The sequence below is a fragment of the Mycobacterium paraffinicum genome (genome assembly GCF_025822865.1).
GTDB lineage: Bacteria > Actinomycetota > Actinomycetes > Mycobacteriales > Mycobacteriaceae > Mycobacterium > Mycobacterium paraffinicum.
The window spans coordinates 569,424-582,884 of record NZ_JACKUR010000021.1; the positions used below are offsets into that span (position 1 = coordinate 569,424).

Consider the following 13,461-nt stretch of genomic DNA (forward strand, 5'->3'; position numbering starts at 1 on the left):
GCCAGATACGCGACAGTCACGACGCGATTCTAAATTCGCGGACCCGCGCCGGGCACTTCACCGCCGGCGACGTGGTAGGCCCTAGGGTCGGGTGTCATGCGTCGGACGCGGGCCTTTGCGACCATTGTGGTCGTCGCCGGGCTGCTGGCGGCCGGGTCGCTGACGGGTTGCGGCGGCGGCGCGTTGACCCCTGAGTCGGTGGTGGTGAACGGTGGTGAACCGCCGAACCCGCTGATTCCGACCGCCACGAACGACAGCCTCGGAGGCCGCATCCTGGATCGGCTGTTCGCTGGTTTGGTGTCTTATGACGCCGCCGGCAAACCGTCGCCGGAAGTGGCGCAGTCGGTCGAGACAACCGACAACATCAACTACCGAATCATTCTCAAGCCTGGCTGGAAGTTCACCGACGGCTCTGCGGTGACGGCGCATTCGTTCGTCGACGCGTGGAACTACGGGGCGCTGAGTACCAATGCCCAGCTGCAACAAAGCTTCTTCAGTCCGATCGTCGGGTACGACGAGGTCGCCGGTCTGACGAGCGACCAAAGGCCGGCCCGGACGACGATGTCCGGGCTGCAAGTGGTCAACGATCTCGAGTTCGACGTGCGGCTCAAGGCGCCGACCGTCGACTTCACGTTGCGGCTGGGACACAACGCTTTCTACCCGTTACCGGACATGGCTTTTCGCGACATGGCAGCGTTCGGCCGCAATCCGGTCGGCAACGGCCCGTATGAGCTGGCGGACGGTCCCGACGGGCCGGCCTGGGAACACAACGTTAAGATCGACTTGAAACCAAACCCCGACTACCACGGCAATCGCAAGCCCCACAACAAAGGTTTGAGGTTCGAGTTCTACGCCAACCTGGACACCGCCTACGCCGACCTGCTGTCCGGCAATCTCGATGTGCTGGACACGATTCCGTCCAGCGCGCTGACGATCTACCAGCGTGACCTGGGGGGCAACGCCGCCAGCGGGCCCGTCGCGGTCAGCCAATCGCTCGACACGCCGTTGCGCTTGCCGCACTTCGGGGGCGAAGAAGGTCGGCTGCGCCGCTTGGCGTTGTCGGCGGCCATCAACCGGCCGCAGATCTGTCAGCAGATCTTCAACGGCACCCGCAGCCCCGCCCGCGATTTCACCGCCAGCTCGTTGCCCGGCTTCGATCGGAACATCCCGGGCAACGCCGCATTGGACTTCAACCCCGAACGGGCACGCCAACTCTGGGCGCAGGCCAACGCGATCTCGCCGTGGCGCGGGCGGTACTCCATCGCATACAACGCCGACAGCGGCCATCAAGAGTGGGTGGACGCGGTGGCCAACAGCATCAAGAACGTGCTGGGCATCGACGCCGTCGGCGCGCCGCACCCCACGTTCGCGGGCTTCCGCACCCAGATCACCAACCGCACCATCGATACCGCGTTCCGCGCGGGCTGGATCGGCGACTACCCGTCGATGATCGAATTCCTGGCCCCGCTGTACGCCACCGGGGCGGGATCCAACGACGTCGGGTACTCGAGCCGGGAATTCGACGCCGGGCTGGCCGCCGCCGAGGCCGCACCCAACCTGCAGCAAGCGGATGTGCTGGTCAACGAGGCCCAACGAATCCTGTTGCACGACATGCCCGCTGTGCCGCTGTGGTACTACATCGCGGTGGTCGGATGGTCGCCGCAGGTCGGTGGCGTCAAGCTCACCTGGAACGGTCTGCCCGACTACGAGAACATCGTCAAGGCTTGACAGATGGGTTGGTACATCGCGCGCCGGATCGCCGTCATGGTGCCCGTCTTCCTCGGCGCCACGCTGCTGATCTACGGGATGGTCTTCCTGTTGCCTGGTGACCCGGTGGCCGCGATAGCCGGGGACCGGCCGCTGACACCCGAGGTCGCCGCGCAACTGCGGGCCCGCTATCACCTCGACGATCCGTTCCTGGTGCAGTACTTGCGCTACCTCGGCGGCGTCCTGCACGGCGACTTGGGCCGTTCCTATTCCGGACTTCCGGTGAGTGATGTTCTCGCACATGCCTTTCCGGTGACAACACGGCTGGCGCTGATCGCCCTGGGCGTCGAGGCGGTGCTGGGCATCGGCTTCGGTGTGATCGCCGGACTGCGCACGGGGGGAGTCTTCGATTCAGGCGTGCTGATCGCCGGACTCGTCATCATCGCGATCCCCATCTTCGTGCTGGGGTTCCTTGCCCAATTCGTTTTCGGGGTGAGGTTGGGCATCGCGCCGGTCACTGTGGGGGAGCGGTCGACGTTCGGGCGTCTGCTGCTACCCGGCATCGTGCTGGGCTCGGTGTCGTTCGCCTATGTGGTGCGGCTGACCAGATCGGCGGTGGCCGCCAACGCGCACGCCGATTACGTCCGCACCGCCACCGCCAAAGGGTTGTCCCGGCCGCGCGTGGTGACGGTGCACATCCTTCGCAATTCGCTGATCCCCGTGATCACTTTCCTGGGCGCCGACCTGGGCGCGCTGATGGGCGGAGCCATTGTGACGGAAGGCATCTTCAACATCCACGGTGTGGGCGGTGTGCTGTATCAGGCCGTCACCCGGCAGGAGGCGCCGACCGTGGTGTCGATAGTGACGGTGCTGGTGCTCATCTACCTGATCACCAATCTGGCGGTGGACCTGCTGTACGCCGCGCTGGACCCGAGGATCCGGTATGGCTGAGCGATCGGGTTTTTGGCGCGACACGTGGCGCGGGCTGCGCCGCCGCCCGAAGTTCGTCGTCGCGGGCCTGCTGATCCTGTTCATCGTTGCGATCGCGATGTTTCCGGCGCTGTTCACCGGGGCCGACCCGAGCTACGCCGACCCCAGCCAGAGCCTGCTTCCGCCGTCGAGCGCGCACTGGTTCGGCACCGACCTGCAGGGCCACGACGTCTACGCCCGCACCGTCTACGGCGCGCGGGCCTCGGTCACCGTCGGCTTGGGGGCCGCCCTGGTCGTGTTCGTCGTCGGCGGTGCGCTCGGCGCACTGGCCGGGTTCTACGGCGGCTGGATCGACGCGGTGGTGTCCCGCATCAGCGACGTGTTCTTCGGCCTGCCGCTGCTGCTGGCCGCCATCGTGCTCATGCAGGTGATGCACCACCGCACGGTGTGGACCGTGATCGCCATCCTCGCCCTGTTCGGCTGGCCGCAGATAGCCCGCATCGCACGTGGATCGGTGCTCACGGTGCGCACCAGCGATTACGTGCTCGCCGCGAAAGCGCTGGGGCTGAGCCGCTTTCATATTCTGCTGCGCCACGCCGTGCCCAACGCGCTTGGCCCCGTCATCGCGATGGCCACCATCGCCTTGGGCGTTTTCATCGTCACCGAGGCCACGCTGTCCTACCTGGGCGTCGGACTGCCGACGTCGGTGGTGTCCTGGGGCGGCGACATCAACCTCGATCAGACGCGGCTGCGCGCGGGCTCGCCCATCCTGTTCTATCCCGCCGGCGCGCTGGCGACCACGGTGCTGGCCTTCATGATGATGGGCGACGCGTTGCGCGACGCCCTCGATCCGGCGTCGCGGGCGTGGCGGCCATGAACGACACGCCGCTGCTGTCAGTCGAGGGCCTCAAAGTCAGCTTCGGCGATCACACCGCCGTCCACAGCGTCGATTTCACCGTCTTGCCCGGCCACACGGTCGCGGTGGTGGGCGAGTCGGGATCGGGGAAATCCACCACGGCGGCGGCGATCCTCGGGCTGCTTCCCCCCGGCGGCCGAATCACCGCCGGGCGCATCGTCTTCGACGGATCCGACATCGCCCGGGCCGACCGCCGGACACTGCGCTGTATCAGGGGCCGCGAGATCGGCTACATACCCCAGGACCCGATGACCAACCTCAACCCGGTCTGGAAGGTCGGCTTCCAGGTTTCGGAAGCGTTGCGGGCCAACAGCTCCGACCGACGGACGCGGCGGCGCGCCGTGGAGTTGCTCGGGCAGGCGGGCATGCCGGACCCGGCGAAACAAGCGGGTCGTTATCCCCATCAGCTGTCCGGCGGCATGTGTCAACGGGCCCTGATCGCTATCGGGTTGGCGGGACGGCCGCGGCTGCTGATCGCCGACGAGCCGACGTCCGCGCTCGACGTCACCGTCCAGCGCCAGGTGCTCGACCACCTGCAGGGGCTCACCGCGGAACTCGGCACCGCGCTGCTGCTGATCACCCACGACCTGGCGCTGGCCGCCGAACGCGCCGAGTCCGTCGTCGTGATGCGCGGGGGAGTCGTGGTGGAATCCGGCGCGGCGCGGTCGATCTTGCGGGAGCCGCAGCACGAGTACACCCGGCGGCTGGTGGCGGCCGCGCCGTCGCTGACGGTGCAGAGCCCGGCCCGCCCGCGTGCGGCAGACCGCGGGGCGTCCGACGACATTCTGGTCGCCTCGGAGCTGACCAAGGTCTACCGCGAGTCGCGCGGCGCGCCTGGTTGGCAGGTCAAGCGGCGAGCGGAATTCCTTGCGGTCGACGGGGTTTCGTTTCGGCTGCGGCGGGCGAGCACGCTGGCGATCGCCGGGGAGTCGGGTTCGGGCAAGTCCACCCTGGCGCAGATGGTGCTCGGCCTCCTGCCGGCGAGCTCGGGCACCGTCGTTTTCGACGGCACCCGCATCGATGATTCGCTGAGCCGGGATCAGCAATTGGCCTTCCGGCGGCGCGTGCAGCCGGTCTTCCAAAATCCTTACAGCAGCCTGGATCCCATGTATACGGTGTTTCGCGCCATCGAAGAACCGCTGCGCATCCACGGCATCGGCGACCGCGGGCAACGCGAGCGAGCGGTGCACGAACTCGTCGACCAGGTGGCACTGCCGTCATCGGTTCTGGGCCGGCTGCCCCGGGAGCTGTCGGGCGGCCAACGGCAACGGGTCGCGATAGCCCGGGCGCTGGCGCTGCGGCCCGAGGTGCTGGTCTGCGACGAGGCGGTCTCCGCGCTCGACGTGCTGGTGCAGGCGCAGATCCTGGATTTGCTGGCCGAGCTGCAGACCGAACTGGGCCTCACGTACTTGTTCATCAGCCACGACCTGGCGGTGATCCGGCAGATCGCCGACGACGTCTTGGTGATGCGCGCCGGGCGGGTGGTAGAGCAGTCCGCCACCGACGAGCTGTTCACCCGGCCCCGGCACGAATACACCCGTCGGCTGCTGGAGGCCATCCCGCACGCACCGGCATCCGATCGTTGACGCCGGGATAGGTTGGCACCCTGTGACCGCTGATCCACTCGCTCCGTTGATGGAGTTGCCGGGCGTCGCCGAGGCCAGCGACCGGGCCCGCGACGCGCTGGGCCGCGCCCACCGGCACCGAGCCAACCTGCGCGGATGGCCGGTGACCGCGGCCGAAGCGGCCTTGCGGGCGGCCCGCGCCTCGTCGGTGCTGGACGGTGGCCCGGTCCGGCTGGAAGACCTCGCGGACGCCGGGGCCGTCAGTGATCCGGTGTTCGGTGGGGCGCTGCGGGTGGCCCAGGCGCTGGAAGGCGGTGGGGGGCCCCTGGTCGGGATTTGGCGGCGGGCACCGCTGCAGGCGCTGGCCCGCTTGCACGTGCTGGCGGCGGCCGACCAGGTGGACGAGGACCGGCTGGGCCGGCCCCGCGCCGATGCCGGCGTCGGGCCGCGACTGGAGTTGCTGGCGGATCTGGTGAGCGGCGGCACTCAGGCGCCTGCGCCGGTGGTCGCCGCGGTCGCGCACGGCGAACTGCTGACGCTCAAGCCGTTCGGCAGCGCCGACGGCGTGGTCGCCCGCGCGGTGTCGCGGTTGGTGACCATTGCCAGCGGGTTGGATCCACACGGATTGGGTGTGCCCGAGGTGAGTTGGATGCGCCAGCCGGCCGACTATCGCGACGCCGCACAAGGCTTCGCCGACGGCACACCGGCCGGGGTGGGAGCCTGGCTGGTGCTCTGTTGCCGGGCGATGCGGGCCGGCGCGCAGGAGGCGTTGACGATCGCCGAGTCGCTGTCGAATCGATAGCTGAATCGGTAGCCGGCGGCCGCAGAAACACCACCGGACAATAACGAAGCGGGCGACGTCCCGAAGTATTCGGTCCGCCGCCCGCTAGCACGGAACTCGGTTACCATGCGTGCATTTCGGGGCTGCGTGGGTTGGCCTCGGCGATCTTGCGATGCTTCCGGCGGCAACCCCACCCAAAGGGCCGTCGACACCGTCCACATTTCGCAATTACGCAGGCCCGCAACACTTCTGCCATTATCGCGGCTATGACTCCGCGTGGGTGCCGAGCACCGTGCTGGGCGCCCGGGTCGGGAGATCGAACCTTCTCTTCCGGATCGACCTAGGCCTCACCGGGCTTCCGTGGTTCCTTTGTACTACTAGACCCTTAACGCAGCAAGGCCCAAATTTTGCGAAAATTGCGAAGCCAGGCCGAAATGTGTTTGCTGAGGGTTGCCTTGGTGGAGGCTAGAACGCGAAGCGGCGCAACAGCGAATAGGTGACCGCGCCGGCGGCCAGCGCACTGACCCCCACCGCCGCGGTCGTCGCGATCGCCGCACCCGACGGCGCCGGGATACGGTCGCGCAGCGACACCGGTCGCGAGAACGACAGCACGGGCCAACCGCGTTCGACGGCTTCCCGGCGCAATCCGCGGTCGGGATTCACCACGCTGGGGTGGCCGACGGATTCGAGCATCGGCAGGTCGGTGACCGAATCGGAGTACGCGTAGCAATGCTCCAACGGGTAGCCCTCTCGGGCGGCCAGCTCGCGGATCGCCTGCACCTTGCCCTCGCCGTAGCAGTAGAACGCTATCTCGCCGGTGTACCGGCCGTCCTCGACGACCATGCGGGTCGCCATCGCGTGGGTGGCGCCGAGGGCCCGGGCGATCGGCGCCACGATTTCCTCTCCGGAGGCGGAGACCACCACCACGTCGCGGCCGCACAGTTTGTGGGCGGCGATCAGGTCCGCGGCTTCGGCGAACACCAGCGGCGTCACGATGTCGTGCAGCGTTTCGTTGACGATCGACTTGACCTGATCGACGTCCCACCCGGTGACCATGTTGGTCATGTGGAGGCGCATCCGGTCCATCTGGTCATGATCGGCACCGGAGAGCAGATAGATGAACTGGGCGTAGCTCGACTTGAGCACGGCGCGGCGGTTCAGCAGTCCCTGGTTGAAGAACGGTTTGCTGAACGCCAGCGTGCTGGACTTGGCGATGATCGTCTTGTCCAGGTCGAAGAAGGCCGCGGTGCGGGCCCGGGAAGCGGGCGTTGCCGACGTGTGCTGCTCCCCGGCCGGGTCGAAGACGGTCACCGACCCAGCATAGGTCGGTCGCGCGGCGGCGCCGGGATTCTGGGCCCGAAAAGGCCGCTCAGCAAAGTGGGACCGCCGGTAGCGCCAGTGTTTTTGCGGCTCAACGTGTTCTTTCATAGAAAGAGCTATTGCGTTACCGCGGCTTGTCATGTGTATAGTAAGCATTACTCGGCCTGAGCCGAGGGTGTATCAGCCCGACCCCCCGGGGCTGATGCACGACGACCCTCGCCTCCTCCCCCCCTGGCGGGGGTCGTCCCTTTTCTGGGGTCTTTTTCGGGTCTTTCCAAGGTCGGTTCCGCGCATACGGACCGTGCGCCCCGACGGTCCAATTGGTTGCGGACATTACCTCTCCTTTGTGCCGAACAGGGCGCCGCTCGATGTCTTTGTGCACACTCGCGTCTCTATCCCCAGATCCGCATTTGGGACTGGTGTCCAACATCGCGAGCCCGCCAGAGTGGGCGCGTGACTAGCACCTCTCCGGCCGAAGTGACGGCATCCGCGGGCGTCTTGGCGGTGTTGGCGGATCCGGGACTGCGCCGGGATTTAGATCGCGTTGCCGCGGCCGTCGGTGTCCGGGTGGTACACGCCGGCGGCGCGCTGAGTCGCAAGACGTGGTCGGCTGCCGCGGCCGTGGTGCTGGACGAGGCGGCGGCCGACACGTGCGTGCGGGCGACATTCCCGCGCCGCCCGCATGTGATGGTGCTCACGGCGGCCGACCCGGCGACCGCGACATGGGCGGCGGCCGTTGCGGTGGGGGCAGGGCTTGTATTGCGGCTGCCCGAGCAGGAGCGCGAATTGGTGGGCGCGCTCGCCGAGGCCGCCGAGGCGTCCCGCGACGACGGGTCGCGCGGCGACGTCGTCGCCGTCGTCGGGGGGTGTGGCGGGGCCGGGGCTTCGTCGCTGGCGGTCGCCCTGGCGCAGGCCACCACCGACGCGCTGTTGGTGGACCTCGACCCGTGGGGCGGCGGCGTCGATCTACTGCTGGGCGCCGAGAGCTTGCCGGGCCTGCGCTGGCCGGATCTGGCGCTGCAAGGCGGCCGGCTCAACTGGTCGTCGGTGCGTGCGGCGCTGCCGCGGCACCGCGGAGTCAGCGTCCTGTCCGGCACCCGGCGCGGATACGAGCTGGCGGCGGGGCCCGTGCAAGCCGTCGTCGATGCCGGTCGCCGCGGCCCGGTCACGGTGGTCTGCGACCTTCCGCGTCGCCTCACCGAGGCGGTGCAAGCGGCGCTCGATGCCGCCGACCTCGTCGTCGTGGTCAGCCGGTGCGATGTGCGCTCGTGCGCAACAACGGGCGCACTGGCTCCGGTGCTGGGCACCGTCAACCCCAACGTCGGATTGGTGGTGCGCGGTCCGTCGCCGGGCGGGCTGCGTGCGGGCGAGATCGCCGACATCACGGGGCTGCCGTTGCTGGCGTCCATGAGGGCGGAGCCGCGCTTCGCCGGGCAGCTGGAGCGCGGCGGCCTACGGGTTGGACGGCGATCCGCGCTCGCCGCCGCGGCCCGCGAGGTGCTCGCCGTGCTACCGCGGGGCTCGTCAGGGCCGGCACGAAACGGCAGGGCCGCGTGAACGGTTCGCTGATTGACCGGGTGCGTGAGCGGCTGGCCGCCGAAGCCGCGCCGCTGGGCGCTCCCTTGGGGCCGATCGCCGTGGCCGCCGCGATCCGGGCCGAGTCCGGCGGGATGCTGGGCGACACCGAGGTGCTGGCCAATCTCCGGGTGTTGCAGACCGAGCTGACCGGCGCCGGCATCCTCGAGCCGTTGTTGTGCGCGGACGGCACCACCGATGTCCTGGTCACCGCGCCCGATGCGGTGTGGGTCGACGACGGGAATGGCCTGCGCCGCACGCAAGTTCGGTTCGCCGACGAGGCGGCGGTGCGGCGCCTGGCGCAGCGGCTGGCGCTGGCCGCCGGCAGGCGGCTAGACGACGCGCAGCCGTGGGTGGACGGGCAACTCACCGGCATCGGCACCGGGTTCGCGGTGCGCTTACACGCGGTGCTGCCGCCCGTGGCGGCCGCGGGCACGTGCTTGTCGCTGCGGGTGCTGCGGCCCGCCAGCCAAGACCTGGCCGCCCTGGCCGCCGCGGGCTCCTTGACTCCCGAGGCGGCCGCCCTGGTCGCCGACATCATCGCCGCCCGGCTGGCCTTTCTGGTGTGCGGCGGCACGGGAGCGGGCAAGACGACCTTGCTCGCGGCGATGCTCGGTGCCGTCGCGCCAACCGAACGGATCGTGTGCGTCGAGGATGCCGCCGAGCTGGCGCCCAGGCATCCGCACCTGGTGAAGCTGGTCGCGCGGTGCGCCAACGTCGAAGGCATCGGCGAGGTTCCGGTGCGCCAACTCGTGCGCCAAGCCCTGCGGATGCGGCCCGACCGCATCGTGGTCGGCGAGGTGCGGGGCGCCGAGGTGGTTGATCTGCTGGCGGCGCTGAACACGGGCCACGACGGGGGAGCGGGCACGGTCCACGCGAACAATCCGGCCGAAGTTCCGGCCCGGCTGGAGGCGCTGGGCGCGCTGGGCGGTCTCGATCGCGCCGCGCTGCACAGTCAACTCGCCGCGGCCGTGCAGGTGCTGTTGCATGTCACCAGGGATCGCACCGGGCGGCGTCGGCTCGGTGAAGTTGCCATGCTGCGACAGGTTGCCGGCCGGGTGCGGGCGGTCACGGTGTGGCATGCCGACGGGGGCATGACCGACGACGCCGACCTACTGCATCGCCTACTGCAAAGCCGGATGCCGGCATGAACGGCCCGATAGCGGGCGCGCTGCTGTTGGCGCTCGCGCTCATTGTCCTTCCGCCGTCGCCGAGGCGCCGACTCGCGCCGGCGGCGCCGGGCCGTCGGTGGCACCCGCGCACCGGGCCGGGTGGGGCCGGCTGGCTTGCCGCGGCGCTCGTGGGCGCCGCCGCCGTGCTGCTGCCGTTGACGACGCTGCTGGCGGTCGCGGTCGTTGGGGCGACCTCGGCCCTGCGCTATCACCGCCGCCACCGCATCCGGTCCGCCCAGCGCGAGGGGCAGGCGCTGGAAGGTGCACTCGATGTGCTCGTCGGAGAATTGCGGGTCGGGTCGCATCCGGTGCGCGCGTTCGGCGTGGCCGCCGGTGAAACCGCCGGCGCCGTCGCGGAGTCGTTGCGGGCGGTGGCCGCCCGCGCCAGGTTGGGGGCCGACGTCGCGGCCGGCCTGCGCGCGGCGGCGAAGTCGTCTGCGCTACCCGCGCACTGGGATCGCCTCGCGCTGTGTTGGCAACTGGCCAGCGACCACGGCCTGGCGATCGCCACCCTGATGCGTGCCGCGCAGCGCGATATCGCCGATCGGCAACGGTTCTCGGCGCGGGTGACATCGAGCATGGCCGGCGCGCGCGCAACCGCGGTGATCCTGGCGGGCCTGCCGGTGCTCGGTGTGCTGCTTGGCCAACTGATCGGGGCGCGACCGCTGGCCTTCCTGCTGGGCGGGCACGCGGGCGGATGGCTCTTGGTGGTCGGTTCAACCCTGGCGTGCGGCGGCCTACTGTGGGCCGACCGCATCACCGATCGGCTCGAGTCATGACGACGGCGGCGGTGTTGCTGGCGGTGGCCACGTGGATCGGCCCGGGTCCGTCGCTGGTGCGGGCGCGGGCGCGGATGGCGGTCCGCGAGCATCGAGCGCGTCCGGGGAGCGGGCCGGCGCACGGGCCCGACCCGCTGGCGGTCGCGTCCTGCCTCGACGTGCTGGCCGTGTGCCTGGGAGCGGGCATGGCGGTGGCCACCGCCGCGGCGGCCGCCGCCGCGTCCGCACCGCCGACGTTGGCCCGCGTGCTGCGGCGCGCGGCCGATCTGTTGGCGCTGGGCGCCGATCCCGTTGTCGCCTGGACGATTACGCCGGATGCCCGGGCCAACTCCGCCGATGCCCAGGCCGAAGCGTTGCTGCGGCTGGCTCGGCGGTCGGCGGCCTCGGGTGCGGCGCTGGCCGAGGGCGTCGCCGACCTGGCCGACCAGGCCCGTCACGACGCCGCGCACGCGGCCACCGCAACCGCAGAGCGCGCGGGGGTGCTGATCGCCGGACCGCTCGGATTGTGCTTCCTGCCGGCGTTCGTGTGCCTGGGGATCATTCCCGTGGTGGCCGGGCTCGCCGGTGACGTCTTGCAGTCGGGATTGTGGTGAGGAGAAAGGAAAGCATTGCTGCACAACATGGTTCGAGTATTCGTGGCCCGCGTGACGGTCCTGGTGTCCGACGAGTCGGGGATGTCCACGGTCGAGTACGCCATCGGCACGATCGCCGCCGCCGCCTTCGGTGCGATCCTGTACACAGTCGTGACCGGCGACTCCGTCGTGTCGGCGCTGACCAACATCATCGGTCGCGCGCTCAACACCAAGGTCTAGCCGGCAGTGCGGGTGCCAGCACCGTGGAGGCGGCGCTGGGCGTGGCCACGCTGGTCGTCGTGCTGGTGCTGTGTCTTTCCGGCGTCACCGCGGTGTCGATGCAGATTCGTTGCGTGGACGCCGCCCGCGAGGCGGCCCGGCTCGCGGCCCGCGGCGACGAACGCTCGGCGCTCGGCGCGGCTCGCCGCATCGCCCCCGGCGGGGCGCGGGTCGAGGTGCACCGTGACGGTGAGTTCCTGGTGGCCACCGTCGTCGCGCGCTCGAAGTTGTTGCCGGCGCTCGACATTGCGGCCAGGGCGGTCTCGATGGCGGAGCCGTCGGGATGATCGGGGCTCCGCCACCCTGGTCGCGGCCTGGATGGTCGCGGTGCTGCTGTGCGTCACGGGGGGCGGGGCGTACCTCGGTTCGGTGGTGGTGGCGCGGCATCGCGCACAGGCGGCGGCCGACCTGGCCGCGTTGGCCGCGGCGGCCCGGCTGCCGGCGGGCGCCGAAGCGGCCTGCGCCCGCGCGGCGGCGGTGGCCCGCCAGATGCAAACCGGCGACGCCAGTTGTGCGGTGGACGAACTCGACGTCGTCGTCAGGGTTCGGGTGGCGGTCTTCGGCGGCGCGGCGATCGCCGCCGCGCGGGCGGGGCCCGTTGGCGGCTGACGCGGGCCCCCACGCGCCGGGCGTAATAGTCTGTCGACGTGGTGCCGCAGTGGCGGATCGGCCCGTTGGTGTTGCCGGTGCATGGTGTCTTCGTGGCGCTGGGCGTCCTAGCCGCCGCCGTCGTGTTCATCGCCGAGGCCCGCCGGCGTGGAGCGGTCAACGAACAATCGTTGGTGGCGGTGACCGGCGCCCTGGTCGGCGGCGCGGTGGGCATGCGCCTCTCCGGTTGGGCCGAGCACCTCGACGTCCGCCTCAACCCGTCGTTGCTGCAGGCGTGGGAATTCGGGTCGCGCAGCATTCTGGGCGGACTCTGCGGCGCCTACCTCGGGGTCCTGATCGCCAAGCGGATCGGCGGCTACACCGGCAAGACGGGTGACTTGTTCGCCCCGGCGGTCGCGCTGGGCATGGCGATCGGCCGCGTCGGCTGCCACCTCACCGAAGCGCCGGGACGCCCGACCGGCCTGCCGTGGGGCATCCACGCCCCGGCCGGCACACCGAAATGTCCCGGTTGCCTCGCGGGCGTGGCAATGCACCCGTCGTTCCTCTACGAAATCGCCTTCCAGCTGGCCGCGTTCGCGGTCCTGCTGTGGTTGCGCAACCGGATAAGTCACCCGGGTGAGCTGTTCGTCCTCTACGTGGCGGGCTATGCGGTGTTCCGGTTGCTGGTCGAGTTTGTCCGGGCCAACGAGACCGTGTGGCTGGGCCTGACCCGGCCGCAGTGGTTTCTCCTGCCCTCGCTCCTGCTCATCGCCGTCCGGCTGCGCCTGGGGTATCGGCGGGGCCACTACGGCACCCTGCTGCGACGGGAGGCGGTTCCTGCATGACGAACCCACCGCCGGGTCCGCCTCCGCCGGACGGCTGGCGCCCCCCGGGCTGGCCCCCACCGGGTTATCCCTATGACATGAACCGGCCCTACCCCGGCTGGCAACCGCCGCCGAGCAAGCCGAGCGGCGGGGAAATCTTCGGCGCGGCCATCGCCGGGATGGCGCTGTATGCCGGTATCAACACCGTCGTCGGTCCGCTGGTGCTGTTCGGGCTCGCCAATGCCGTCGCTCCGAGGATCGCGTTCGCGGCCGGAGCCGTCATGCTCGGGTTGATCGCCTTCGCCGGCGGGGGAGCGCTGTTGTTCGTGAAGAAGAGTGGCTGGGCGAGGGGAATCGGCATGGGATTGATGATCGGTTGGGCACTCACCTCCATCTTCACTGTCGGCATCTGTACCGGATTGAACCCGATGCTGTATCACATCACCCGATGAG

Annotated in this window: 15 protein-coding genes; 14 read left to right on the top strand and 1 reads right to left on the bottom strand. The window is 70.0% G+C overall.

Annotation, left to right across the window (positions count from 1 at the left end; genetic code table 11):
- Window positions 1-96: 96 nt before the first annotated feature.
- From H7J89_RS11215 to H7J89_RS11235, 5 genes are read left to right on the top strand one after another with little or no spacing between them, the layout of a single operon-like run.
- Window positions 97-1,728 carry a peptide ABC transporter substrate-binding protein gene (locus tag H7J89_RS11215; protein WP_264043427.1) on the top strand — a complete coding sequence of 544 codons (1,632 nt, stop codon included), beginning with the start codon at window positions 97-99 and terminating at the stop codon, window positions 1,726-1,728.
- 3 nt (window positions 1,729-1,731) lie between these two features.
- Window positions 1,732-2,658, top strand: a complete 927-nt coding sequence (locus H7J89_RS11220) for an ABC transporter permease (RefSeq protein ID WP_264043429.1) — start codon at window positions 1,732-1,734, stop codon at window positions 2,656-2,658.
- Entirely contained in the window at window positions 2,651-3,514 is an 864-nt protein-coding gene (locus H7J89_RS11225) for an ABC transporter permease (protein ID WP_264043431.1), read from the top strand. The genes H7J89_RS11220 and H7J89_RS11225 overlap by 8 nt, the downstream gene beginning before the upstream one ends.
- Window positions 3,511-5,139 carry a dipeptide ABC transporter ATP-binding protein gene (locus H7J89_RS11230; protein WP_264043433.1) on the top strand — a complete coding sequence of 543 codons (1,629 nt, stop codon included), beginning with the start codon at window positions 3,511-3,513 and terminating at the stop codon, window positions 5,137-5,139. Before H7J89_RS11225 ends, H7J89_RS11230 begins: the two co-directional genes overlap by 4 nt.
- A gap of 22 nt (window positions 5,140-5,161) precedes the next feature.
- The gene (locus H7J89_RS11235) at window positions 5,162-5,920 is read left to right on the top strand and encodes an oxidoreductase (protein WP_264043435.1); all 759 of its coding nucleotides are present in this window, start codon (window positions 5,162-5,164) and stop codon (window positions 5,918-5,920) included.
- Window positions 5,921-6,364: 444 nt separating this feature from the next.
- On the opposite strand, the gene H7J89_RS11240 is transcribed toward H7J89_RS11235, so the two are convergent.
- Entirely contained in the window at window positions 6,365-7,210 is an 846-nt protein-coding gene (locus tag H7J89_RS11240) for an HAD-IB family hydrolase (protein WP_264043438.1), read from the bottom strand.
- A gap of 513 nt (window positions 7,211-7,723) precedes the next feature.
- On the opposite strand from H7J89_RS11240, the gene ssd reads away from it, so the two are divergent.
- From ssd to H7J89_RS11285, 9 genes are read left to right on the top strand one after another with little or no spacing between them, the layout of a single operon-like run.
- Window positions 7,724-8,776 (top strand): septum site-determining protein Ssd, encoded by a 1,053-nt coding sequence (ssd, locus tag H7J89_RS11245; RefSeq protein WP_264043826.1) that lies wholly within the window; start codon window positions 7,724-7,726, stop codon window positions 8,774-8,776.
- Window positions 8,773-9,945 (top strand): TadA family conjugal transfer-associated ATPase, encoded by a 1,173-nt coding sequence (locus H7J89_RS11250; RefSeq protein WP_264043440.1) that lies wholly within the window; start codon window positions 8,773-8,775, stop codon window positions 9,943-9,945. The genes ssd and H7J89_RS11250 overlap by 4 nt, the downstream gene beginning before the upstream one ends.
- A complete protein-coding gene (locus tag H7J89_RS11255; RefSeq protein WP_264043442.1) occupies window positions 9,942-10,745 on the top strand; it encodes a type II secretion system F family protein in 804 nt (267 codons plus the stop codon). The genes H7J89_RS11250 and H7J89_RS11255 overlap by 4 nt, the downstream gene beginning before the upstream one ends.
- A complete protein-coding gene (locus H7J89_RS11260) occupies window positions 10,742-11,338 on the top strand; it encodes a type II secretion system F family protein (protein WP_264043444.1) in 597 nt (198 codons plus the stop codon). The genes H7J89_RS11255 and H7J89_RS11260 overlap by 4 nt, the downstream gene beginning before the upstream one ends.
- Before the next feature lie 27 nt (window positions 11,339-11,365).
- Window positions 11,366-11,557 (top strand): DUF4244 domain-containing protein, encoded by a 192-nt coding sequence (locus H7J89_RS11265; protein WP_264043446.1) that lies wholly within the window; start codon window positions 11,366-11,368, stop codon window positions 11,555-11,557.
- Between the two features lie 23 nt (window positions 11,558-11,580).
- The gene (locus H7J89_RS11270) at window positions 11,581-11,883 is read left to right on the top strand and encodes a TadE family type IV pilus minor pilin (RefSeq protein WP_264043448.1); all 303 of its coding nucleotides are present in this window, start codon (window positions 11,581-11,583) and stop codon (window positions 11,881-11,883) included.
- A gap of 31 nt (window positions 11,884-11,914) precedes the next feature.
- Window positions 11,915-12,205: an Rv3654c family TadE-like protein gene (locus tag H7J89_RS11275; protein WP_264043450.1), complete on the top strand. Its 291-nt coding sequence runs from the start codon at window positions 11,915-11,917 to the stop codon at window positions 12,203-12,205.
- Between the two features lie 38 nt (window positions 12,206-12,243).
- Window positions 12,244-13,029 (top strand): prolipoprotein diacylglyceryl transferase, encoded by a 786-nt coding sequence (locus H7J89_RS11280; protein WP_264043452.1) that lies wholly within the window; start codon window positions 12,244-12,246, stop codon window positions 13,027-13,029.
- Window positions 13,026-13,460, top strand: a complete 435-nt coding sequence (locus H7J89_RS11285; protein WP_264043454.1) for a hypothetical protein — start codon at window positions 13,026-13,028, stop codon at window positions 13,458-13,460. Before H7J89_RS11280 ends, H7J89_RS11285 begins: the two co-directional genes overlap by 4 nt.
- Window position 13,461: the final 1 nt, after the last annotated feature.

Excerpts from the sequence above, each read along its gene's own strand:
- H7J89_RS11260 (WP_264043444.1), top strand. The coding sequence starts at position 10,742 with ATGACGACGGCGGCGGTGTTGCTGGCGGTGGCCACGTGGATCGGCCCG.
- H7J89_RS11215 (WP_264043427.1), top strand. The coding sequence starts at position 97 with ATGCGTCGGACGCGGGCCTTTGCGACCATTGTGGTCGTCGCCGGGCTG.
- H7J89_RS11255 (WP_264043442.1), top strand. The coding sequence starts at position 9,942 with ATGAACGGCCCGATAGCGGGCGCGCTGCTGTTGGCGCTCGCGCTCATT.
- H7J89_RS11225 (WP_264043431.1), top strand. The coding sequence starts at position 2,651 with ATGGCTGAGCGATCGGGTTTTTGGCGCGACACGTGGCGCGGGCTGCGC.
- H7J89_RS11275 (WP_264043450.1), top strand. The coding sequence starts at position 11,915 with ATGGTCGCGGTGCTGCTGTGCGTCACGGGGGGCGGGGCGTACCTCGGT.
- H7J89_RS11285 (WP_264043454.1), top strand. The coding sequence starts at position 13,026 with ATGACGAACCCACCGCCGGGTCCGCCTCCGCCGGACGGCTGGCGCCCC.
- H7J89_RS11230 (WP_264043433.1), top strand. The coding sequence starts at position 3,511 with ATGAACGACACGCCGCTGCTGTCAGTCGAGGGCCTCAAAGTCAGCTTC.
- H7J89_RS11265 (WP_264043446.1), top strand. The coding sequence starts at position 11,366 with ATGGTTCGAGTATTCGTGGCCCGCGTGACGGTCCTGGTGTCCGACGAG.
- H7J89_RS11220 (WP_264043429.1), top strand. The coding sequence starts at position 1,732 with ATGGGTTGGTACATCGCGCGCCGGATCGCCGTCATGGTGCCCGTCTTC.